Below are 23,183 nucleotides of genomic sequence, written 5' to 3'. Positions count from 1 at the left end.
ACGCATGGCAGCCGTAGCAACGGGGACGGAGCGAGGCGGGCGGGGCTAGTCGTAGACATCGTCCTTGAGCTCGGGCGGGGCGGGCGGCTGGCGCTTGGGTCGCGGACGTCGAGCCCGCGAGGGCTTGGGCGGCTCGACCGATGTTCTATCACCGCTGGCCGAGGTGGGGGTAGGTTGGGTCTCGGGCTCCGGCGCGCGCTCGATCTGCCTGGGCTCGGGCTCGACCGCCGGCGTCGGCGACGGTGCCGGTGACGGCACGGGCGCGTCCGCGACGGACATGGGCGCCTCCTCGCCCGGCGAGCCCACGACCTCGGCCGGAGCGTCGTCGACCGCCGCCCCTTCCGCGGCCGCGGAGCCCGAAGCCTCTCGCTGCTGCAGCGCGACGAAGGACCCGGCCGCGCCCAGCAGCACCACCCCCACCGCGCCCGCCACCCATGGCAGCCAACGCCCGCGCGTCGAGGTCGAGCGCCCCGACGAGGTCGAGTGCACGGGAACCAGCGCGGCCGCGCTGGACTCGGCCGGCGCCACCGTGGGCCGCTGCGCGAGATCGCCGAGCTCCACCGTGCCCTGACCGACGGCCGTCGCCATGCGGGGCCCCGTGGCCACCGCCTCGATCGCCGCCGCCTCGCGCACGAGCAGCGCCTCGAGCTCCTCGGCCAGCGCCGTGCCGTGGGCGGGGCGTTGGTCGGGCTGCTTGGCGAGCAAGCGCATCGTCAGCATGCACACCCCGGGCGGCAGGCTTCGATCGGGCGCCGCCTGGCGCGGGTCGAGGGGCTGCGCCTGGATGTGCTGGGCCAGGATCCCCATGAAGCCGTCGTCGTCGAACGGCACCATGCCCGTGAGCATCTCGTAGAGGATCACCCCCAGGCTGTAGAGGTCGGCCCGCCCATCGAGGCTGCGACCCAGCGCCCGCTCGGGCGCGAGATAGTAGGGCGTGCCCAGGAGCATCCCCGCCTGGGTCTCGATGCGGGTCACGTCGGCCGTGATCACCTTGGCGATCCCGAAGTCGAGGATCTTGGGCTGGACGCGTCCCCCTTCCCACCCGTGACGATCGCGGGGATCGACGTGGAGGAACAGATTGGCCGGCTTGATGTCGCGGTGCACCACGCCGGCATGGTGCGCCGCGTGCAGGCCCCGGGCGATCTCGGCCACCCATCGCAGGCCGTCGGCGAGCCGGCCCGGCGCCTCGAGCCAGTCCTCGAGCGAGCGGCCGTGCAGCCGCTCCATCGCCAGGTAGGTGGTGCCCTCGGGCAGCTCGGCGAAGTCGATCACCTGCACGATCGAGGGATGCCCCACGCGGCTCGCCGCCTTGCCCTCTTGCTTGAAGCGCGCGAGCTGGTCGTCTGCGCTGCGTTCGCGGCGAAGGACCTTGAGCGCCACCGTGCCCGCGCCCCCCACGACCTCGGCCTCGTACACCCGGCCCATGCCCCCCTCGCCGAGGAAGCCCACGATGCGGTAGCGCGGGCCCACCATCGATCCCGGTCCGAGCACGGGATCGCGATCGAGTGAGCCGACCATGATCTGGGTGGTGGGCCCGAAGCGAAATGGCCGGGACTTCGATCCGCCGTCGACGGGCGCGCCCGTGCCCCCGGCCACGCCCGTGCCTGCGGCCGCGCCCGTGCCTGCGGCCGCGCCAGTGCCCGCAGCCGCACCCACCCTCGGAGGAGCGCCCACCGGTCCCTCCGGACGCCACATCGCCGTTGCGGACCGTGCAGATGCCGCAACCGGAGCCTCCACTCCACCACGGTACCACCCCGGCGGCGGCGGGTGCTATATGCGAGCCTCGTGACGAAGGCGACCGAGAAGATCGATGCCCTGCTGGCACGCCTCGAGCAGACCGGCGCCGATCCGGAGCGGCTCGAGGCCCTCCGCCGAACCCAGCGATTCAAGCGTTCCTGGGTCGATCTCGCGCAGACCCTGGTGGAGCTCCGACGCGGCCGTGCCTACGAGGCATGGGGCTACGAGGACTTCTACGCCTACTGCACCCAGGAGCTGTTCCTCAAGCGCCCCACCGTCGACAAGCTCACCATGTCGTTCTCCACCCTGCAGCGGCTGGCCCCCTCGGTGCTCCAGTGGGATGGCGTCGAGCGCGAGATTCCGAGCTACCAGGCGGTCGACTACTTCGGGCGCGCCATGGGCACCGCGGGCGGCAAGGCCGACGGCGGCGCGCGAGCGGCCAACGATCCGGCTCCAGGCGCCCCGCCGCCGCGCGAGGTGATCAAGGATCTGCGGCATGCGGTGTTCGACGAGGGGCAGTCGGTGGCCGAGCTGCGGCGGCGCTTCGATCCGATCCTGCACCCCAGGCCCGCCGGCTCCGAGCAGCTCGAGATCCTCCACAAGGCCATCGCGACCGCGCGCAAGCTCGCCGAGCTGCTGCCCGACGTCGATGGCCTGACCGACAAGCGCGTGGCGGTCACCGAGAAGGCGCTCGGGGGACTGCGCCAGGACCTCGAGGCGCTCGCCGAGCCGCTTCGGGAGAAGCTCGAGCGCGCCAAGAAGCGTACCGCCAAGAAGTCGGTGCAGGCCGAGGGCGGCCCCGCCAAGCACAAGAAGGCACCGCCCCGTCCGGGGGGTGCCACGGAGGCCGCGGGCCGCGGCTAGCAGGGGGCCGCCGCGATGGCCAACGACGTGCCAGCCGACGATGCCCTCGACGACGCGCCAGTCGACGATGCGCCGGCCGACGATGCGCCCGCCGCCGACGCCCTCGAAGACAGCGACGACAGCTCTCCCACCATCGAGCCCGCCACGTCGGCCTCGAGCCGCGCCGATCCCCTGGCCGGGCTGCGCACGCGCATCACTCGTCTGCGGGCCAGCCTGGTCCCGCGCCTGCCCGAGGTCGAGCCCACGCGCTGGCGCCGGGTGTGGCTCTTGTCCTTCTTCGTGCTGCGGCGCTGGATCATCGAAGACCGCTGCGGAGGCATGGCCGCGCTGCTCACCATGCACACGCTCTTGTCCACCGTGCCCTTCCTCGGGGTCACCCTGCTCATCGTGGGGCTGATGGATCCGGTCTCGGGCACCGCCTTGCTCGAGGACATCTTCCGCTCGCTGGTGCCCGAGACCGAGCGCGCCGCCCAGATGGCCACCGCCGCCATGGGCCTGGCCGCGCGGGTCAACGTGGGCAACCTCGGCGCGTGGGGCTTCTTGGTCACCCTGTCGATCGCCTTCGTGCTGTTCTCCACCCTCGAGCAGACCTTCAACCGGATCTGGCGGGTCTCTCGCAAGCGCAGCGTGCTGGTGAAGTTCACCATGTTCTACACGCTGGCCACGCTCGGCCCGGCGCTCATGCTCTACAGCCTGGCGCAGCCGCTGGTGGCCGGGGTCACCCGCATGGTGGGCCTGCCCGTGCTCACCACCGGGGCCGGCCTGGTGCTGCTGAACCGCTACATGCCCCACACGGCCGTGCGCTGGGGCCCGGCGCTCACCGGAGGCCTGGTGACCGCGGTGCTCATCGAGATCGGCAAGGTGGTGTTCGGCATCTACGCCACCCGCTTTGCGCTGCAGACCTACGAGGGCCTCTACGGCCCGCTCGCCGTGTTCCCCATCATCATCGTGTGGTCCTATCTGTCGTGGATGGTGATCCTGCTGGGGGCCCAGATCGCATTCGTGGTGCAACGGCGGCGCTACATCGCCCTGCAGGGCTACCTGAACCGCTACGTCCGCGAGCGCATCGAGGTCCCCAACGACTCGGGGCGCACGGCCGCGCGCCTGCTGCTGGCGATCTGCGACCGCTACTCCCGTCGGGGCCGGGGCCTGTCGCCCGAGGAGCTCGGCGAGCGCTTTCGGCTCGCGCTCGATCGCGTGAGCGAGCTGCTCGGGCAGCTGCACAAGCATGGCTACATCGTCGACACCGACACCGACGACGAGGCGCAGGTGTTCGTGCCCGCACGCCCGCTCGACCAGATCAAGCTCATCGACGTGCTGGTGCTGTTCGATCACGAGCAGAGCCAGCAGACGCGCGCCGATCTGCTGGGCAAGGTGTTCGAGGACCTCGACGAGGCGCGGCTGCGGATCGTGGCCGAGACCAGCTATGCGGAGCTGGTGAGGAAGCCGCGGGGGTGAGCGAAGGCTCACGCGTGCCGCTCGCCGTCCCGAGGCGCCGCGCGCGGTGGATCTACGGCCCAAGGGCCCTAAGATGGCGCGTGCGTTCGGCATCGAATGGGACAGGCTACCCCCGCCAGTCCCATGCGCGGTCGCATGCATCCCAACCCACTCGAGGGCACTCCGTTTTGGAGTGACGTGATCGCGTGGGGCGGGGTCACCCCGCGGTTGTTGCCGCGGGTGGCGCTGTTCGGGCTCTACGCGCTGGGAATTGCCTTCGCCCATGGAGTCGTGGGGTGGCAGGGCATCCACCCGATCCACCTGGGCTACACCGGCGCCTTGCTCGCCGTACTGCTCGTGTTGCGCACGAACTCCAGCTACGACAGATGGTGGGAGGCGCGAAAGCTGTGGGGGGCAATCGTCAACCAGTCCCGCAACCTCGCGATTCAGTGCCTGGAGTATGGCCCCAACGATGCGGCCTGGAAGGAGACCCTGGTACGCGGTATCGAGGCATTCTGCCACGCGGCACGCTCGAGCCTCCGGACGGAGCTGGGCCGAGCACCGAACGAGCGGGATCGAGCGGTGCTCGAGCGGGTGCTCGGTGACCAATCGCTCGCCATTCGCGTCGAGGACGCCCGCCACATGCCCAGCGCCGTTGCACGCCACTTGGCGCACCATTTGGCGCAGGCGCGCATCGACGCCGGGCTCGACGGCTTCGCGTTCCACGTGGCCGAACGCGAGCTGGCTCGGCTCGTCGACCACGTGGGAGGGTGCGAGCGCATCCGTTGCACGCCGCTGCCGCGGGTGCACGCGATCAAGCTGCGAAGGTTCATCGTGATCTATCTGCTGGGCCTGCCGCTGGCCTTGGCGACCGACTCCATATGGGTTCTGCCCCTTTCCACCATGCTCGTGGCCTATGCATTGCTGGCGATCGATCAGATCGCCCACGAGCTTCAGAACCCCTTCAGCCAGCAGAGCGCGAGTCACCTGCCCCTCGATGAGATCTGTGCGATGATCGAGGGAGATCTGCGCGCGCTGCTCGCAGCGCGACGCTAGGACCACACGGCCGATGTGCGGACACGCCGGACGCCCTCGTGGTCGGCCTCACGACGGCGCGCCCGAAGAGTCTTCCCGGACCAGGGCCCCCACTGCAGCCCCCAACGAAGCCCCATCGATCGGCTTGGTCAGGTGCATCTGAAAGCCGGCACCGAGCGTTCGCTCGCGATCTTCCCGGGCTGCCAGGGCGGTGAACGCAGCCACCGGGATCGTCCCGCCGTGCTCGGGATCGCGGCTTCGCAGCTTGCGGATGAATCCATAGCCGTCTTCCACCGGCATCGCGATGTCGCAGAGGATCGCATGGGGCAGCTCCTCATCGATTGCGGCGAGGCCCTCGGCCACCGAGGACGCGGTGCGAACATCGGCGCCGAGCTCACCGAGCACGGTGGCAAAGACGGCGCGTGCATCGTCGTCGTCCTCGATGAGCAGCACGCGGATGCCCTGGATGTCGGTGGCCAACGCTCGTGGCGCATTCGGGGTGTCGAGCTCGGTCTCGCCCAGCAGTAGCGGGAGCACCACCCGGAGCGTCGTCCCCTTGCCCAGCCCCGGGCTCTCGGCCTCTACCGTACCTCCGTGGACCCGCACGAGGTGCCGAACGATCGCCAGCCCCAGCCCCAGACCACCGTGCGCGCGGCTCATCGTGTCTTCGGCCTGAACGAAGCGGTCGAACAGATGCGGGAGGAGGTCGGGATGGACGCCGATCCCGGTGTCGCTCACGACGAGCTCGGCGTGCCCGTTCACAGCCTCGAGGTGGAGGGTGATCCTCCCCCCTCGGGGTGTGAACTTGACCGCGTTGCCGAGCAAGTTGGCGACCACCTGCTGCAGGCGACTGGGATCTCCGCGAACGAGCCCGGCCGACTCGTGGATGTCGACCACGAGCTCGAGGTCCTTGGCCGCCGCGGACGGGCGCGCCACCTCGAGCGCGTCGCGGACCACGACCGCGAGCTCGACGTCTTGGAACTCCAGCAGGAGCTTGCCCGAGACGATGCGCGAGATGTCGAGGAGCTCGTCGATCAGCTTGTTCAGGTTGGCCGCGGCCCGTCCGATCGAGGCCGTGGCCCGTCGTGCTCGATCGTCCCCTTGCCCGACGCTCTCGAGGATCTCCCACGACATCAGGATCGTGGATAGCGGCGTGCGCAGCTCGTGCGAGAGCGTGGCGAGGAACAGATCCTTCGCTCGATTGGCCTGCTCCGCGCCGAGCCGAGCCTCGCGCTCCGACTCCTCCAGCTGTCGGCGTGTGGTGATGTCCTCGAGCGCGACCACGGCCAGGCTGCCCTGCTCCCGAGGAATGGGCGACCCGTTGAGCGACAACAGTCGACGTCCCGACTTCGGGAGCGCGATCTCCACCTCGACGCCCCGGAGCGGAGCATGGTCGGCCACGAGGCGCTCGAGCACCTCCCGCAGGCCCGACCCATCCCATGCGCCCGCGGTGAGATCGAACAATCCCTTGCCCTCCACCATCCACGGATCCAGCTCGAAGCCGCGGCAGAACGCATGGTTGGCCGATACGATGCACATGCTCGCATCGAGCACCAGCAGCGGAATCGGCACCGTCTCCACCACGCCCCGAGAGTAGTCGCGTGCTCGCTCGGCGTCCTGTAGCGCTCGCTTGAGCACGTCCACGTCCACGAACGACAGGATCGCGCCGTCGGGTCGATGGCTCGTGGTGTGGTACGGGCGAATCCTCAGCCGTCGCCAGTTTCCCTCACGGGTCTGGATCTCCCACTCGTTCTCGCGTCCCGTCGTCATCACGTCGTGGATCCGCTCGACCAGATCGTCGACGTCGAGCTTGAGCTTGATCTCTTCGATCGGCCGGCCCACGTCGGCCGGGAGGATCCACGAGATCTCGCGGGCCATGGGCGTGAAGCGTCGGATCCGGAGGTCGTGGTCGACGATGACCACCGGAACGTCGATGCTCTCGAGCACCCCTCCGAGATCCGCCGCCACCAGGTCGAGCTCCTGGTTGCGGTTGCGTAGCTCGTCGTTGACGGTCGTGAGTTCCTCGTTGGTGGACTGGAGCTCTTCCTTGGCGCTCTCGAGTTCCTCGTTGGTGGCCTGGAGCTCCTCGTTCGCGGCCACCATCTCCTCGTTGGCCGCAGCCAGCTCCTGCGTGGTGAGCTGGTGCTCGGCGAGGGCCACCTGGAGATAGTCGCGGGTGGCGGCCAGCTCGGACTCGAGCCGGCGAAGCTCCTCGGCGGTCGAACCCTCGGAGGGGGCGCTCCACGCCTTGCCCGTGGGCTCGCGATCGCCCGCCTCGCGCGCCTCGACCTCGTCGAACAGCACCAGGAAGTAGCGCTCGGTCTCGTTCACGCTGGCCAGCGGAATGACCTCGAGATCGATCGTGCGAGGGACGCCGTTGCCGCTGACGCGCACTCCCTGGCGCAGAGCCGTCACCGACTTGGACTTGGCCTCCTCGATGGCTTCGTGCAGCAGGCCCACCAGCCCCTCCCGGGCCATGCGCAGGATGTTCATCTGCGGCTGGCCCGGCGGCGGCTCGAGGAATGCGCCCGTACGCCCACGAAACTGCACGACCTCGAGCTGCTCGTTGATGACGGCTCCAGGCGGCGCATACCGGGCCAGCAGCAGGTGATCGGCCTGCCGCTGGACCTCGCGGGACGGCACGCGGCGCGGGACCAACGAGCGCAGCACCAGGGGGTGCTTGGTGGTGTCGCCGGGCACCATGCGGTGCTCGATCCGGGGGCTCTCCCCCACCTTGATGAAGAAGCGATGCCGGCCGTCGACCGGGGTGAACAGGCCGCCGAACGTGCCGATCGACTCGCTGCGCCCCAGGAACAGGTAGCCATGGTCATCGAGGCTGTGGTGGAGCATCGGGATGATGCGACGCTGCAGCTCGTTGTCGAAGTAGATGAGCACGTTGCGACAGCTGATGAGATCCAAGCGCGCGAACGGAGGATCCCGCGCCAGGTCGTGCCTGGCGAACACGCAGACCTCGCGGATGCGTCGATGCACGCGGTAGGCCCCATCGGTGCGTTCGAAGCAACGCGACCGGCGCTCGGGTGCGACGCCCGCGAGCTCCTGCTCGGAGTAGAGGCCCATGCGAGCGACGGTGATCGAGTCCTGGCTCACGTCGGAGCCGAAGATCTTGATGGCGATCGATCGTCCCTTCCGTTCGAGGTGCTCCAGGAAGCACATGGCGATCGAGTACGCCTCTTGACCGGTGGAGCAGCCAGGAACCCATACCCGCACGACGTCGCCGTCGCCCTTGCGCTCGATGATCCGGGGCACGATCTCCTGCTCGAGCACGGTGAACGCGCCGTGGTCGCGGAAGAACGAGGTCACGTGGATGAACACGTCCTGGGCCAGCGCCAGGGCCTCCTCGGAATCTTCGACGACCAGCTTGGCATAGGCGGCCAACGACTCGGACGAGCGCAGCGCCATCCTCCTGCCGATGCGCCTCATGATCGTGGAGCGCTTGTAGTCCTTGAAGTCGATCTTCGCGTACCGGAGCAGCGCGGCCATGATGGTGGCCAGTTGCTCCTCCTCGCTCGACGAGAGCGACGACCCGACGCCCTCGGTGGACGACGGCAGGACGAGATACGGATGGTGGCCGACCCGTCGCAGCTGCTCTCCGATCCCAGCAGGAACGTCGTGGAAGTCGACAACCCCCGCCGCGATCGCGCTCTCGGGCATGCTGCGAAATTGGGCCGACGCTGGATCCTGGGCGAAGGTGATCCCCCCTGCCGCTCGGATGGCTCGTAGGCCCTCGGTCCCGTCGGAACCGGACCCCGAGAGCACGACTCCGATGGCGCAACCCGGCCGATCCCTTGCGAGCGCAGCGAAGAAGGTGTCGATCGGGAGGTGGAGGCCTCGACCCGGCTCGCGATCGATGAGGACGAGCGTTCCTTCCCGCAGGCCGAGGTCGGCGTCGGATGGGATCACGTACACGTGGTTGGGCTCCACGGCCGTGCCATCGGTCACGTCGAGGACGGGCATCTCCATGTCGGTGCCCAGGACGGAACTCAGCATGCTCGGTCGCCTGGGATCGAGGTGCTGGATCACGACGAAGGCCATGCCCGAATTGCTCGGCACCTGAGCGAAGAGCTGGCGCATCGCCTCGAGGCCCCCCGCCGAGGCTCCGATTCCCACGATGGGTATGCGTGATGGGGCCGATGATCTCGGCTCGTCCTCGGTGGCGACCATTCGGAGAGTCTCGGGTCGGCTGCGAAAGCCATCCAGACGAAGGGGTCTCCGAATGGAGTCGCGGATGCGACGTTCGTAGGCGGGTGCGGAGACTCTAGCAGCTCCGTACGATTGTGGGGGGGTCATCGAGCCAAGGCCGCAGGGCCGATCCCCATGCCGAGGTCCCCCCGCTGGCGATGCGAGCGCCCCGCGCGGCAATGCTTCGTGCGAACATCAGCCAATGGAGCGCACGAATCGCTCGCGATCGGGCTCAGCTCAGCTGTCGGCATCGCCGGCACAAGCGGTGCCGTGACCCCGTGGATGTCGTCGTCATCCTGCGCGGGGAGGGCCGTGGCCGCCATGGCCAGCGTCAGCTCGTTCTCTGCGTTGGCGACCCGCTCGGTCGCGTTGCAGATGAGTCGTGAGAACGCCGTGTCGGTCATCGAGTCGCGCTCCGATCGATCGTGCATGCCTTGGCGATGCCAGCCATCGAGCCCCGCTCGCTGCGAAGCTCGATGAGCAGAAGATCCGGGTCCAAACCAAGTCTAGTAGCGCCGGCCTCCGGTACGGCCGCCGCCGCCGCCCCCGTGGCCACCGCGACCACCGCTGCCGCCGCCGCGCTCACTGGCCTCGTTGACGCGGATCGACCGGCCATCGAGGATGCTGCCATCCAACTCGCGCGTCGCGTTCTGGGCCGCGCTGCCGTCCCCCATGGTCACGAACCCGAAGCCACGCGAGCGACCGGTCTCTCGGTCCATCACGACCTTGGCTTCGACGACCGAGCCATGCTGGCCAAAGGCGTTCTTGAGCCCTTCGTCGTTCGTGTCCCAGCTCAATCCGCCTACAAACAGTTTGTTCGACATTTCGTACTCTTCCGTCGAGCGCCACGCCCTTGGCGTGGTGCTCGTTCTTCGTTGTTTGACACCAGGCATCATCGCCATCGGCCTTCGTCCTCGTCAGCTCCAGCGTGGGAGCTCGCGAACGAACGCCATCGGCCATCAATCCGAGCGAATGACCGTTCATACCCTTGGATCGGGCAGGTTGCACGCTCGCGCCCCCGTGAAGCGACTCACGGAGGGGTCCATTTGGCCGCTCCTGGCCTCCAGCGGCCATGCGGTGGCCAGCATGGCCTGCGCTCGCGCCGGTCCCACCGACCGCACGTGTAGAGGTCGGCGGCCGCGTTTTCACACGGTTCTTCGCTCGCCGAACACCGGCCAGCTCGACGTGGCGACCCTCGAGCGGTGCAATTGCGCGGGGCACTCCCCAAAACTATTCTCCGGCCCGTGCGAGACGTCCCCCTGCTGTCCGGAGCCGAGCTGCTCGGGCACACGCAGGAATTCAGCAACCAGCCCCTGTCGCTGATGCAGCGGTTCAATCGCGAGCTGGGAGACATGGGACGGCTGCGATTCGGATCCTCCAGCCTGTTGGTGGTCAACACACCCGACCTGGCCAACGAGCTGCTGGTCAAGCGGCACTCGCACTTTCGCAAGTCGCGAGCGCTGCGGGCGGGGTTCTACCCGCTGATGGGAGACGGCCTGTTCACGAGCGAGGCCGGGCTGTGGCGACGGCAGCGCAAGCTCATGGCACCGATCTTCCATCCCGGGCACGTCGCGGACTTCGACGCGTGCATGACCGAGTGCGCCGCCCTTCGGGCAGGGGCATGGGCCGACGGACAGACGCTCGACGCGGTGCACGAGATGACCACGATCGCCATGAACGTCGCCAGCCGAGCGCTGTTCGGGGCCGACACCCACGAGGCCGTCGAGCTGGGCGCAGCGCTCACGGTCGGGATGGCGTGGGCGGTGAACCTGATGAGCTCGATGCCGTTCGCGCTCCAGATCGAGCTGGCCGACTGGCTCGAGCGAGCCGCGTCGCGCCTGCCCCCTGCGCAGCGCTCCACCGTCGAGCGGATCGTCGGGCGAGTCGAGCGCCCGATCCTGTGGCCCGCGGCCGCGAACCGGCGGATGCGGGCCGCGGTGCGGGTGCTGGACGACTACGTGGCTCGCCTGCTCGCCGAGCGCCGGGCAGCCGGATCGCAGCCGCGCGAGGACCTGCTGTCGCGGCTGCTGCATGCGCACGAAGGGGTCGATGATGCGGCCATGAGCGACCGGCAGCTCCGCGATGAGATCCTCACGCTGTTCGTGGCCGGACACGAGACGACCTCGACCGTGCTCGCCTGGTCCCTGTACCTGTTGTCACGCCATCCCGAGGTTCGCGACGCGCTCGAGCACGAGGCGGACTCGCTCGGTCACGGGTTCCCCACCGTGGCCGATCTGCCCCGGCTCCCCCTCGCGACGCGGGTCTTCAAGGAAGCGCTGCGGATGTATCCACCGATTCCGGTCTACGAGCGGCAGGCACGCGAGCCGGTGGAGGTGGGCGGGGCCAGGCTCGACGTCGGCGACTACGCGGCCGTGTTTCCGTGGGCGCTGCATCGCCGCGAGTGCCTGTGGCCGCAGCCGAGCCGCTTCGACCCCGACCGCTTCCTTCCCGAGGCCGAGACCGCGCGTCACCGCTACGCGTGGCTCCCGTTCGGGGCGGGGCCGCGCGTGTGCATCGGCAATCACTTCGCGCTGCAGGAGGGTCCGATCATCCTGGCCACCATCGTCGGCCGCGCGCGCCTCGAGCTGGTCGGCACCGCCGAGATCGAGCCCGACCCGAGCACCGCAACCCAGCGCCCCCGCGGCGGGCTGCCGATGCGCGTGCAGCTGCGGCATCCATGATGTCGAGACCAGTCTCGCGCCAGCGACATCCATCGACAGGAGAGTCGCTCCGTTCTATTCTCCTCACCTTCTACCAGCTTGCACAAGGTGAACCATGCTGTGGCCAGAGGCTGCGGTCGTCGAGTCGGGACTGAGACTTCCACCAGGGATTCGCGCGCGCTCGCTCGCCCGCGAAGACGTACCGGCGGTGATCGAGTCGCTCGGTGCGTGGTACCCGAGCCTCGCGATGGCAGAAGAGCACTCGCTGCTCGACGGCACCTTCTACGAGACAAGGGTCGCCCTCGCGAGGGAGCAGCGGGACGCGGCGATGCGCCCGGTGCACGTGCTCTTGCTCGAGGCCGAGGTCGCGCCGGTCGGGTACCTCGCGATCGAGTATGACGCGCACAGTCGCACCATGCTGGGACGGCTGTCCGTCGTGGATCCGCGCTTTCGTGGCCTTGGTCTCGGCGGCGCGCTGGTCCAGGCCTCGGTCGACGTGACCCGGGCGATGGGCATTGCGTCGATCTTCGGACTCGTGGAGCTCGACAACCGAGCCCAGTGCGCGAGCCTCGATCGGGCTGGGCACCTGCTGTGTGGAATCACGCCCGACTCGGATCGCAAGCCGGTCGGGCCCTCGACCATCCGGTACGTGCCAGAAGCGGTCTACGTCAACCTCCTCGTGCCTCCGGACGAGCTCGTCTGGCCCGACGCGGAGGCCTTGCGCCCGGCAACGGCCGCACTCATGAAGCTGCTGTTCGATCACGGTGAGCCCCCGGAGTCCTCGGCGTCCCCCGTGACGATGCCGCGGCCGCGGCTCGGCGAAGCCGCGGCCGCTCGCTGCAGAGCCCGACCCGAGGGCACATGGCCGGACATCCGCTGGCTCGCGGAGGATCTTCATCTGCCCCCGGGGGTCACCGCGCGGACGCTCGCGCGCGCGGACGTTCCTGCGCTCATCGGCATGCTTGCGGCGCTCGATCCACGGCTCGACGAGGCGCCCGACCCTCGCCTGCTCGATCCCTCGTTCTACGAGCAGCACGTGGCCCTCGCCGGGGAGGACGCCAGCATCGAGCGCCGGCCCGTGCATGCGTGGGTCGTCGAGCGCGAGGGAAGGATCGAGGCCCTGCACCACGCCACCCACGATCCCGAGCGCTCGACCCTCACCGGGCGGCTCTCGACGCCGGCCTCGCGCCGCACGGGGGCCGAGCTCCAGGCCCTGCTGCCGCGATGGCTCTCGCTCGTCGGTCCCCTGCTCGACGTGGAGACGCTGCTTTGCTGGGTCGACCTGCGCGAGCGCAGCGGCCAGCTCGCATGCGAGCGCAGCGGGCTCCGGCTGCTCGGGTTCTATCCCGCCTCGGACCGCATCACCGTCGCCCCCGGGGTCGTACGCCACGGGTTCCATGCGATCTACGGCGCCTCGCAGGTGTCCCCCGAGCGGTCGCACGTCCCGGCTCGCTCGGCCATGTCACCCCGCGTGGCCGCGCTCGCGGACTTCGTGCTGGGCCGGGCCCCCGCGTGATGGTCCACCGTGGTAGCCTGGCCGCGTGAAGCACGTCGTCTCGATCTTGCTGCCGTTCCTCGCCATCGGGACCGCCTGCGGCACCAAGAGCGACGAGCCCGGTCCCGGTTCCAGTTCCGACACCTACAATAGCTACTGCATCGCCGCCGGCACCCGGGTCCACACCCCCGACGGCACCTGCCCGATCGAGTCGCTCGAGGAGGGCAGCGTGGTCCTGGCGGTCGATCCCGTCTCGGGCGAGGCTCGGCCCACCCGGGTGGTGGCGGTGCGCAGCGCCGAGCGCGAGTGCCTGCGCCTGCGCCTGCCCGGCGACGAGGCGCTCGTGTGCACCGGCGATCACCCGCTCTACGATCCCGACGCGAACGAGTACGCCCCCGCCACCGACTGGGTCGACGGGCGCCGCCGCCACGTGGCCATGCTCGTCGACGGCCGGCTGCGACCGGTGGCGGTGGAGGGACACGATCGCTACGTGGGCGTGCGGCGGGTGTACGACGTGAGCGTGGAGGGGCAGCCGCACAACTTCGTGGCCAGCGGCTGCCTGGTGCACAACAAGAGCGTGTTCTACTGCGACACGAGCTACGCCTACGATGATCAGGGCAATTGCGTGATGCTGAGCTCGACCGGGATCGGCGACGCGACGTACGGCGAGACCGACACGGACGGCGGCACCTCGGGCTCGGGGACGGCGGACGGCAGATGGCTCGACCACCGATGATGGCACCTCGGGCTCGACCACCGATGGCGGTTCGTCGGGCTCCGGGTCGAGCTCCGACGGGGGCTCGTCGGGCTCCGGCTCGGACAGTGGAACATCGGGTGGCTGAGCTCGACTCGACACACGGTCAGGGGAGCGCGTCTCGGCTCGCCCTCACTTGCACGCCACGGTCCTGGTCACCGTGGTGACAGCCCCTCGCGCGTCATGGGCGACGAGCCGCAGCTCGTGGTCCCGGGTCATCGGCAGGGCGGTGACGTCCGGGTGCACGAGCACGTCGTCGACGTGCCAGCGCAGGTGATCGAGGTCGCCATCCGGGTCCGCCACGCTCGAGGCCAGCGGGAGCATCGTGGGGCATGGGACCGCGGCGGGTGTGGTGATCGCGGCGATCGGTGGCTCGCCGAGCACCGACTGCGTGGTGAGGTCGAAGCGGATCGTCAGCGGGAGCACGTCGTCGCCACAGGGGATCGGGACGCTGGCGTCGAGCTTGGCCGCGAACAGGCCGGCGTCGCCCGCCGTGAGCGTGACGACCTCCTCGTTGACCCCGCGGACGGTGTACGGGACATCATCGACCATGACATCGGCCTGCAGCAGCAGCGCCCCCGCCGGGAATGCCTTGGTGTAGGAATTCGCGTCGGCGATTCCCATCGCGGGCTGTAGCAGCTGGACGTCGAGGTCGCCGACGTCCAGCAACAGCGGCGTACCGTCCGGGCACGTGTCGGCGATCGTTGCCTGGTTCGTGCTCGTGAGGAACAGCGAGCCCAGGTAGAACGGGCAGGTGGTGCCGGTCTCCCCGTCGGGGCACACGGAGTAGCCGAGCTCGCCGCTCAGGTTCATCGAGGTGATCGCGTTGGGCGTGATGAACTCGACCCGGCTCCCGTCGTCGTCTCCGCCGAGCGCGAGCAGGTGCTCCTCGCCACGGTGCAGGGGTTGGCGCGCTTCGGTGGTGCGCTTGGCCCTTGCCGCGCAGACTGCCTCGTCGAAGACCTCGCAGCAGTCGCCCTCGAGATCGCACGCGAGCGCCTGGCCGGGGAAGATGCCGTGGCCGTCGGCCAGCGAGTCGGGGATCTGCTGGGTTGGACCGATGGCCGAAGTGAGGCGTAGGGACGGGGTCGCGAAGGCGCCCGGTGCGGTGCAATTCGCATGCACGTCGTGATCGTCCGACCACTCGAGCTCGCATGCCGCGACACAGGCCTGCGTGATGAGATCGAGCTCTTCGGCGGTCGGGTGCTTCGGGTCGAGCACCCAGCCCTTGGGTGCGTGGACGACCCAGCCCTCGAAGGAATCACCGGGAGGCCCGTGGACGGTGGGCACCGCGACGGGGGAAATGGTGGTGGAGCCGCAAGTCCCTTTGTCGGGCTCGACCAGACACGACTTCTCGACGGGAGCGAGCCCGGCCGTCGCGGGGCAGTCCCACGCCGTGTCCTGGTAGCCAGGCGCAACGAGGCCCATGCTCGAGGGATCCCGGGTGAATTCGATCGTGTCGACGAGTACGTGCTGCGCCTGAGCCGACGAGAACCGCAGGCGGATGGCACCGAGGTCCTCGATGGCGATCGGCGCGAAGCGGGTCAACGGAATGCGGATCGTCTGCATGAAGTGGTGCGCACGACAGTTGGTGTTTCCCTGGTAGGTCGTCAGCTCGTCGTGCGGCTCGAGGATCGGCTCCGTGACCACCGTGCTCGCCTGCGCCGCGCCGCTCTGGTCCACGAGATCGATCTCGAACGAGAGCGCGGCATGCTCGGACTTGCACTCCTCCGGGTCGAGGTTCTCGTAGATCCGGCCCGCTCGCAGGCTCAGGTGCGTGAAGCCGCCGATTCCCGAGAGAGGTGTGCCGTCGTCCTCGAGCGACCACTCGACGACGAGCTCATCCATGGGGTTGCCGCCATAGTCGACGCGCAGCGCCGCGGTGTCGTGCGAGAAATAGCTGCTGTCCGAGAGGTCGTCGTAGAGCGCAGGGCCGAAGTTGGTACACGCGTTGCCCCCCGAGCCGGACACGGTCACCGCTCCGCCCAGGGTCGAGGCTCCCAGGTTGGGGCCGCACCCGAAGATCGGGCGATGGAGGTTGTCGATCATGAACCGGTCCGCACCGGGCGGCGCATGGCCTTGCGTGTAGTCGATGAACGTCAGAGGTCGCTGCTGCACGACATCGTGAAAGTCGACGAGGTGGCCCTGCCAGTCGACGCTCGTCAGTGCGCAGTGGAATCCATCCGCAGGGTTGCCACCCTCGGGAGGCAGATCGGCGGAGCGGAGGATCTCCTCCCGCGCGGTGGCGTCCTCGAAGATCGTCCATGCTGCGAACCGCCCCACGAAGAACGGGCCGAGGGCGTCGCCGAGCGCCCGTCCATAGTGCGAGCCGACTGTCCTGACCACACCACCCCAGTCGGTGTGGGTGACGCCGAAAACGTTGGCGAGCACGGCGTCGTTCTCCGCTGCAGCCGCGGGATCCTGGGGAGAGCTGAACGCATCGTCGGAGAGGCGGTTGTCGTACGCGGCGACTTGATCCCCGAGCGTGTCGTCGTCGATCGATCCGAGCAGGCCGAGAAACGGCGGGGAGCTCACATCCGTGATGGGCCCGACGTCGGTGGGGTCTCCGGCGCCAACCATGGTGCCGTCGCCGTACCGCTGCGCGATCGCGGCATGGCTGCACAGCTCGTACTCACCGATGGTGGTCGACATCGACGTCGCGTACGTGTCGATCGATGCGGGCAACAAGTACGCCCCCGAGCCGCTACGGCTGTGGCCGACCACGAACGTGCTGTGCGCGAGCCGTGGAGGATCGTCGCCGACCCCCGACCAGGGACTGGTCGCATTGGGATCCCGCGCCCAGTGCATCGCACACGCCAGGGCCTTCTCGCGCTTCTCGGAGCTCCAGTTCGAGTTCGGAGGAGGCTGAACGCTGAACACCACGATGCCCCGGCGAGCCAGCTCCTCGGCGAGTGTGTCATAGAAATGCTGACCGGGAGACAGCGGCGGCATCGCCTCCGGAAACACGGAATTCAAGCCATTCCCAGGCCCCAGGAACGCACTGGGGAACCCGATGTCGCTCGGAGGCCACGTGTCGGGCGGGTTGTCGTGGGTGTTCTGCGGGTTGCACTCATCGGGCGGTGCGCCGACCAGCGGCGCGGGGTGATGGACGACGATCTCGAAGTCGTTGGGCTCCATGAGGCCATTGAGCTTGGGACCCACGCCCACCTGCCACAAAACGCCTTCTGGTCCGCAATCATCCTCGACGACGATTGGATACCGTGTTTCCTCGAAATGGGCATCATAGGCGCCGTACATTCCGGCCATTTGGCACGGCACTTCGGCCTGCGGAAACCCACCGGTCTCGTCGGTTCCGGCTGTCTCGTCGAGCGGGCCGGAATCTTCGAAGACGCTCGTAGAACCCCCACCATCGGCCACGGAGGTCGAGAAATTGCCCGGCGCGTCGATGTCCCCACCACTGCACGCGAGCACCATTCCGAGCACGATCGCCAGGAAGGGCCGGATGCAGTTTCGTTTGCTCATGCTGCGCTCCATGCTCGCCACTGTCCTCGCCGGGCACGCCGCCACCTCCACGCACGCTCACCACGACGCGTGCGCACACCCGCTCCGCTTGGCGGTCTACGACCTACGGAACGGAGAGCAAGGCGATCCCATCTCGAGGCTTGGCTTCACTCTCGGGATCCTTGAGGAGCATGTCCGTCAGCCCATCCCCATTGAGATCGGCTACGGCATACAGGCCCAACCCATCCGCACCCTCGATGGGACGAAGACGTACGGGATCCGGTACCGGCTCGAGTGGGGCGACGAAGTAGTCGCCGTCGATCCATACGAACAAATCCGACCGGCCGTCTCCGTCGAAGTCAGCGACCTCCACGAGTGAATAGTTCATCCCCTCGGGCGCCTCGTACACCACGGGTTCGTCGAACGAACCGTCCCCACGCCCACGAATGAACGAGACCCCGCGATAGACATCGAAGATCAGATCGAGGTTCCCGTCCTCGTCGAAGTCGACCCGGTACATGCCAATGGCGTGCGTCCCTCCGGCCGGGAACGACCCCACGTACTCGACCGTCTGCAGGCTCGGCCGCGTCAGGAACACATAGAAGCGCCACCACTGTGGGTCATAGTCCGCAACGTACGGGTCGCAGACGTCTCCGAACTCTCGAACCACGAAGTCGTCGACGCCGTCCCCGTCGAAGTCGCCGAAGAGCGACTCCCCGAAGCTCTGGCACCCGGAGAGTTCGATCGGCCCCTCGATCCCTTGCCAGGTCTCCCCCTCCCGCTCGAAGATCCACCCTCCGCGGACCTCTCCGGGCATCCACATCGTCGCCACGATCTTCTCGAGCTCGCCGTCTCCGTCGCCATCGATCGGCACGGGCAGCCCGCTGGCCAGCCAGTCGTCATCTCCGTACCACGTGTTCGCGAGGTGCGTGACCGGGGCGAGCGTGCCGCCGAGATTCTCGTGGTACGAGACGATGCCTGGGCCGTACTGGAAGAGGACGTCCGGGTCACCATCGCCGTCGAGATCCCGATCGGCGCTGGCCACCCCGAAGCTGCCGACCCCCGGCTCGGTCTGCCAGCGCTTCACGAAGCGCCCGTCTTCGTACACGATCGACATCATGTCGGGAAACGGGTCGCCGATCGGCCTGGCGAGCGCGAGCAATTCGTCGCGGCCGTCCTGATCGAGATCGGTCGTCACGATGCGTGGGGCCGACAAGAACTCGATGTCGAGGTCGGCCCACACCACGCGCTGCTTCGCATAGCAGAGCTGCTCCGGATCGACGATCCCATCCCCGCACCCCTCGGGCAGCGGCTCACCGACGTCCGGTGGCACATCCTCGCTGTCACTCATCGAAGTCGAGCTCGGCGAGGGCGGTGGCAGCACCGAGGATCCGAGCGCCACCTCATCATCGGAGCCGCACGCGCTCGCCACGAGCGCCACTACCAACGCCGCGAGCGCCACCTCGCTGCGCATCGTAGCTCCGCGGCTGCCCGGCGCGTCCATCGATCCCCATTGTTGGCCACCACCGAGGGGTGGCAACCCACGCAATTCGGTAGTGCTCTACCCTCCCGAGAATCGCCTCAGCACCCGTGCGAGGTCGTCGCGGCGCACCGGCTTGCTCAGATAGTCGTCCATGCCCGCGTCGAGGAATCGCTGCCGGTCGCCGTCCATCGCGTGGGCCGTCACGGCGACGATGGGGATCCGCGGCCCGTCGGCGGGCTCCCGCTCGCGGATCGCCGCGGTGGCGGCCACCCCGTCCATGTAGGGCATCTGGATGTCCATGAGGATGAGCTCGTAGGAGACCGAGGCATCCTCGAGCCGGCGCAGGGCCTCGGTGCCGGACTCGGCGATGTCCGGGTCGCAGTCGAGCTGGCGCAGCAGGTGCATGGCCACCCTTTGATTGATGGGATTGTCCTCGACCACGAGCACCCGCGTGCGCGCGGTGGGGCGGGGCTCGCCCGCATCCGAGGGCGTGGCGCTCGGATGCGCCGCGTGCACGCGCGGCTCGGTGCTCGACGGCCGTACCGTCAGCAGCGCGGTGGCCAGCTCGCCGCGGCGGACGGGCTTGCCGATGCGCACGGCCTGGGCCAGCGAGGGCGCACCCGCCTCACGGTACGAGCGCGTCATCCAAATGACCGCCGCATCCGCCCCCGGCCGCGGCCCTCCGTCGCCCGTCGGCTCCGACGCGAGGACGACGGCATCGGGGCGGGCGCGGCCCGGCCGTGCCCGCGCGCGATCGAGGGCCGCGGCGACCGAGGAGCAAGGCTCGACCTCGGCGCCCCACGCGGTCAGCAGCTCGGTCAACGCGCGTCTGGCGGGCAGGAGCGGCTCGACCAGGAAGACCCGAACGCCGTCGAGGTCGGCCGCGGGCTCGTCGGTCGCCGACGCGGGCGCGAGCGCGAGCTCGACCACGACCCGAAACTCCGAGCCCTGGCCCGGCGTGCTCTCGAGGGTCAGCTCGCCGTTCATGAGCTCGACCATGTGCTTGACGATGGCCAGGCCCAGGCCCACGCCACCGTGAGCGCGAGCTGGCGAGCCGTCGACCTGCTGGAACCGATCGAAGACCCTCGCCTGGTCGGCCTTGCCGATGCCGATGCCGGTGTCGATCACCGACAGGACGACGGTGGCGCGATCGGTGGAGTGCATCTGGCACTCGACCTGGAGCACGATGTGGCCGGACGGAGTGAACTTGATCGCATTCGTGGCGAGGTTGACCAGGATCTGGCGGATCCGGGTGGGGTCTCCCACGAACCCATCGGGCGTCGTCGGCGGGTAGTGGACGACGATGTCGAGGTCCTTGTCCGCCGCCTGCACCGCGGTCTGATGCGCGACGTCCTCGACCAGCGCGCGCAGGTCGAGCGGCATCTGCTCGAGCACGAGCTGGCCCGCCTCCACCTTGGAGATGTCGAGGATGTCGCTCAGGATGTCGAGCAGGCTCTGCCCGGAGCTGTGGGCGATGCGCAGGAAGTCCTGCTGCTCCTCGCTCAGCGGGGTCCGCTCGAGCACGCTGAGCATGCCGAGCACGCCGTTCATCGGCGTGCGTAGCTCGTGGCTCATGTGCGCCAGGAACACGGACTTGGCCTGGTTGGCGGCCTCGGACGCGTCGAGCTGGTGCTGGAGGAGGCCGACCCGAACGCTGATGCGGGTGAAGTAGACGAGCACCATCGTCACGGCGGCTCCGGTGAGGGCCACGGTGATGACCCGCAGGGCGGCGCCCTGGGCCGGAGGCAAGGCCAAGGGCGCCTCGCCGAAGTGGCCGACCGCGCCCAGAGCCGCAATCGCGATGGTCGTGACGATGATCGCCAGGCACGTGCGCGAGTCCTCGCGCTCGAGCACCAGGAAGGTGAGCGTGACGGCCACGAAGTAGGCGGTCTCGAACAGGCCCGTACCGAAGTTGTAGGTGTTGACGAACAAGCAGCCGCACAGCGCCATGATGGCCAGCCACGCCGCCAGTCGGCGTCGCCCCCGTCGAGCGAGGACGTAGCCGGCCGCGAACCCGGCGGCCGTGATCGCACATCCCATCACCAGCGCCACCTGACCGATGACGACGAAGATCGGCACGGCGCCCACGACGAAGATGGCCATCAGCAGGTAGATGACCACGCGCAGGCGCCAGCGCTCGAGGGTCGGACCCACGAGCTGGTCCTCCGACGCTGGAGGCATCGTGAGGCGATTCCACAGCCGGCCGATGGACATGCGCAGGATGGACAATCCTACCGCCTCGCGGACGCATCGGGGCCGGGCGTTCGAGACCTCGACTCAGACGTTGCGCCGCCGGCGACGAGCGCCGAGCACCACGAGCCACGGCCCCCAGGCGCCCGCATCCGCGCCCCGACACCCGCACCCGCCCGCATCCGCGCCACCTCCGAGCCCAACGGTGGTGCCATCGTCGCTGCCACCCTCCCCGGTGGTGCCCACCGGCGGCGGCACGCCTGCGGTGGTGCCCACCCCGGTGCCGTCCGCTCCGTCCTCGGAGCTCGCAGGCGCCCCCGTCTCGTCCACCGCCCCGCCGCTGCTGCTGCTGCCGCCACCGCTGCTCCCGCCGTCCCCGGTGGTCCCGTCGCCGCTGTCGCCTCCGCTGCTGCCCGCCCCCGTGTTGCTCACCACCAACAGCGGCGCCAGCAAGAACCCGTGCACCCCGCCGGGCTCGGCCGTGTACTCGGCCGTGTTGGTCACCACCGTCTGGTCCGGCACGTCATCGAGCACCACGTCGATCACCACGTCGGCCGTGCCCCCGACCGGCAGCGGCACCTCGAGCACGGTGGCCGTGTTCCCCACGCTCGCGTCGACGCCTCCGCCCGCATCCACCAGCGTCCAGCTCGCGGCCTGCGGCGGAATCGGATCGGAGAGCATCACCTCGCCGTCGGCATTGCCGGTGTTCTCCATGTGGATCGTGTAGCGCACCACGTCGCCCGGCGAGGGCACCCCGTCGCCGTCGGCGTCGTCGTGCAGCACCCAGCTCTTGCTGCTCGGGCCGTGGATCACCGGCTCGAACACGTTGACCCCCACCACGTCGTAGACCAGCCACCACTTGTCCATGCCCGCCGTGTAGCGCACCTGCAGCGCGGTGTCGGTGGCCGCCAGCGCCGCGTCGATCTCGAAGCGATCGATGTCCACCCCGATGAGGTTGGTCTGCGGCGGCATCGTGGTGGTGATGGTGTGGTTCATCGGGTTGTCCGGCGGGTTGTAGGCGTCGCTCAGCAGGAGCGTCCCCCCTCCGGGGAGCCCGGTGACCTCCACGCTCTCCCCTGCCCCGCCCCCCACGTCGCCCTCGAGCACGTACCAGGTGAGATCGCCGCTGGGCGGCGCATCGATGTCGAGCCCGTCGAGGGTCAGGATCTCCTCGGGGTCGATCGCGCTCGACATGGTCAAGAGCCCGTCGTAGAGCGCCACCCGTCGCGGCGGCAGCGAGGGCTCGTCGTAGACCAGCACCAGGCTGAACGAGGCGTTGCTGGTGCTGCTGTTGTTGATCAAGGCGCTGAAGCCATCGACCACGTAGGTCCCCGCGAGCCCCGTGACCAGCGGCGTCACGTCGGCCCGACAGGCCTGCACGTCATAGCTGCCCGCGGCCGCGTCCGAGCAGAAGCAGGCGTCGGCCACCACCGCGGTCACCGCTCCCCCCGGCGGCGTGAAGTCGACGGTGTCGTCGACCGCAATGGGGTTCAGACACGCGCTCTCGACGATCGAGCCGCCCCAGTAGAGGAAGGCCCGTCGCACCTGGGCCATGGCCGGCACGTCGGGCGGTCCCACCATCACGTTGGCCGGCTGGGCCAGCGTGTCGGCATTGGTGCCGTCGGCATCGGGGCCGTCCACCGCCATCGGAGCCCCGGTGGCAAAGAAGCCCACGTGACCGCTGAAGGTCTGGCGCAAGACCACCGGCTCGTCGGCGCGAACCGACCCCGACAGCAGCAGCCCGCCCGCGAGCGCCGCTGCACCCACGCACGCTCCGAACCCGCCCGAGCATCCATGATCCAACGCCCCTCGCATGCCAACCATGAATCGGAACATAGGATCGCAGCATACGCGACGTGCCCCCCA

At 69.2% G+C, this 23,183-nt stretch carries 14 protein-coding genes; 6 read left to right on the top strand and 8 right to left on the bottom strand.

The features are described 5' to 3' along the window. Nucleotides 1–45: 45 nt before the first annotated feature. Nucleotides 46–1,695, bottom strand: a complete 1,650-nt coding sequence (locus OEB96_RS05460; RefSeq protein ID WP_266214377.1) for a serine/threonine-protein kinase — start codon at nucleotides 1,693–1,695, stop codon at nucleotides 46–48. Nucleotides 1,696–1,785: 90 nt separating this feature from the next. Here OEB96_RS05460 and OEB96_RS05455 point away from each other — a divergent pair, with 90 nt between their 5' ends. The 3 genes from OEB96_RS05455 (at nucleotide 1,786) to OEB96_RS05445 (ending at nucleotide 5,094) form a co-directional block, all read left to right on the top strand. Then, entirely contained in the window at nucleotides 1,786–2,601 is an 816-nt protein-coding gene (locus OEB96_RS05455) for a hypothetical protein (protein ID WP_266214376.1), read from the top strand. 15 nt (nucleotides 2,602–2,616) lie between these two features. Then, nucleotides 2,617–4,059 (top strand): YihY/virulence factor BrkB family protein, encoded by a 1,443-nt coding sequence (locus tag OEB96_RS05450; protein WP_266214375.1) that lies wholly within the window; start codon nucleotides 2,617–2,619, stop codon nucleotides 4,057–4,059. Between the two features lie 135 nt (nucleotides 4,060–4,194). Next, complete coding sequence (locus OEB96_RS05445; protein WP_266214374.1) at nucleotides 4,195–5,094, top strand: bestrophin family protein; 900 nt, start codon at nucleotides 4,195–4,197, stop codon at nucleotides 5,092–5,094. 48 nt (nucleotides 5,095–5,142) lie between these two features. Here OEB96_RS05445 and OEB96_RS05440 read toward each other — a convergent pair whose 3' ends face one another. The 3 genes from OEB96_RS05440 to OEB96_RS05430 form a co-directional block, all read right to left on the bottom strand. Beyond that, a complete protein-coding gene (locus tag OEB96_RS05440) occupies nucleotides 5,143–9,255 on the bottom strand; it encodes a CheR family methyltransferase (protein ID WP_266214373.1) in 4,113 nt (1,370 codons plus the stop codon). Between the two features lie 122 nt (nucleotides 9,256–9,377). Continuing rightward, nucleotides 9,378–9,677, bottom strand: a complete 300-nt coding sequence (locus tag OEB96_RS05435) for a hypothetical protein (protein WP_266214372.1) — start codon at nucleotides 9,675–9,677, stop codon at nucleotides 9,378–9,380. Between the two features lie 102 nt (nucleotides 9,678–9,779). After that, complete coding sequence (locus tag OEB96_RS05430) at nucleotides 9,780–10,175, bottom strand: RNA recognition motif domain-containing protein (protein ID WP_266214371.1); 396 nt, start codon at nucleotides 10,173–10,175, stop codon at nucleotides 9,780–9,782. Nucleotides 10,176–10,517: 342 nt separating this feature from the next. Here OEB96_RS05430 and OEB96_RS05425 point away from each other — a divergent pair, with 342 nt between their 5' ends. The 3 genes from OEB96_RS05425 to OEB96_RS05415 all read left to right on the top strand — a co-directional run bounded on the left by OEB96_RS05425 (nucleotide 10,518) and on the right by OEB96_RS05415 (nucleotide 14,164). After that, on the top strand, nucleotides 10,518–11,954 hold the full coding sequence (locus tag OEB96_RS05425; protein WP_266214370.1) for a cytochrome P450: 1,437 nt from the start codon (nucleotides 10,518–10,520) through the stop codon (nucleotides 11,952–11,954). Nucleotides 11,955–12,048: 94 nt separating this feature from the next. Continuing rightward, nucleotides 12,049–13,449: a GNAT family N-acetyltransferase gene (locus OEB96_RS05420; RefSeq protein WP_266214369.1), complete on the top strand. Its 1,401-nt coding sequence runs from the start codon at nucleotides 12,049–12,051 to the stop codon at nucleotides 13,447–13,449. 25 nt (nucleotides 13,450–13,474) lie between these two features. Next, nucleotides 13,475–14,164: a Hint domain-containing protein gene (locus OEB96_RS05415; RefSeq protein WP_266214368.1), complete on the top strand. Its 690-nt coding sequence runs from the start codon at nucleotides 13,475–13,477 to the stop codon at nucleotides 14,162–14,164. 150 nt (nucleotides 14,165–14,314) lie between these two features. Here OEB96_RS05415 and OEB96_RS05410 read toward each other — a convergent pair whose 3' ends face one another. From OEB96_RS05410 to OEB96_RS05395, 4 genes are all read right to left on the bottom strand, one after another. Further along, the gene (locus tag OEB96_RS05410; RefSeq protein ID WP_266214367.1) at nucleotides 14,315–17,665 is read right to left on the bottom strand and encodes a hypothetical protein; all 3,351 of its coding nucleotides are present in this window, start codon (nucleotides 17,663–17,665) and stop codon (nucleotides 14,315–14,317) included. A 103-nt stretch (nucleotides 17,666–17,768) separates the two neighbouring features. Next, nucleotides 17,769–19,148, bottom strand: a complete 1,380-nt coding sequence (locus OEB96_RS05405) for an FG-GAP repeat domain-containing protein (RefSeq protein WP_266214366.1) — start codon at nucleotides 19,146–19,148, stop codon at nucleotides 17,769–17,771. Between the two features lie 57 nt (nucleotides 19,149–19,205). Further along, nucleotides 19,206–21,308, bottom strand: coding sequence for an ATP-binding protein (locus tag OEB96_RS05400; RefSeq protein WP_266214365.1), 2,103 nt, complete (start codon nucleotides 21,306–21,308; stop codon nucleotides 19,206–19,208). 96 nt (nucleotides 21,309–21,404) lie between these two features. Beyond that, nucleotides 21,405–23,132: a hypothetical protein gene (locus OEB96_RS05395; RefSeq protein ID WP_266214364.1), complete on the bottom strand. Its 1,728-nt coding sequence runs from the start codon at nucleotides 23,130–23,132 to the stop codon at nucleotides 21,405–21,407. Between the last annotated feature and the right edge of the window lie 51 nt (nucleotides 23,133–23,183).

The organism is Paraliomyxa miuraensis (genome assembly GCF_026337845.1).
Taxonomy (GTDB): domain Bacteria; phylum Myxococcota_A; class Polyangia; order Nannocystales; family Nannocystaceae; genus Paraliomyxa; species Paraliomyxa miuraensis.
Note: the sequence above shows the minus strand (reverse complement) of the source record. Positions and strands in the feature narration are given on the sequence as shown.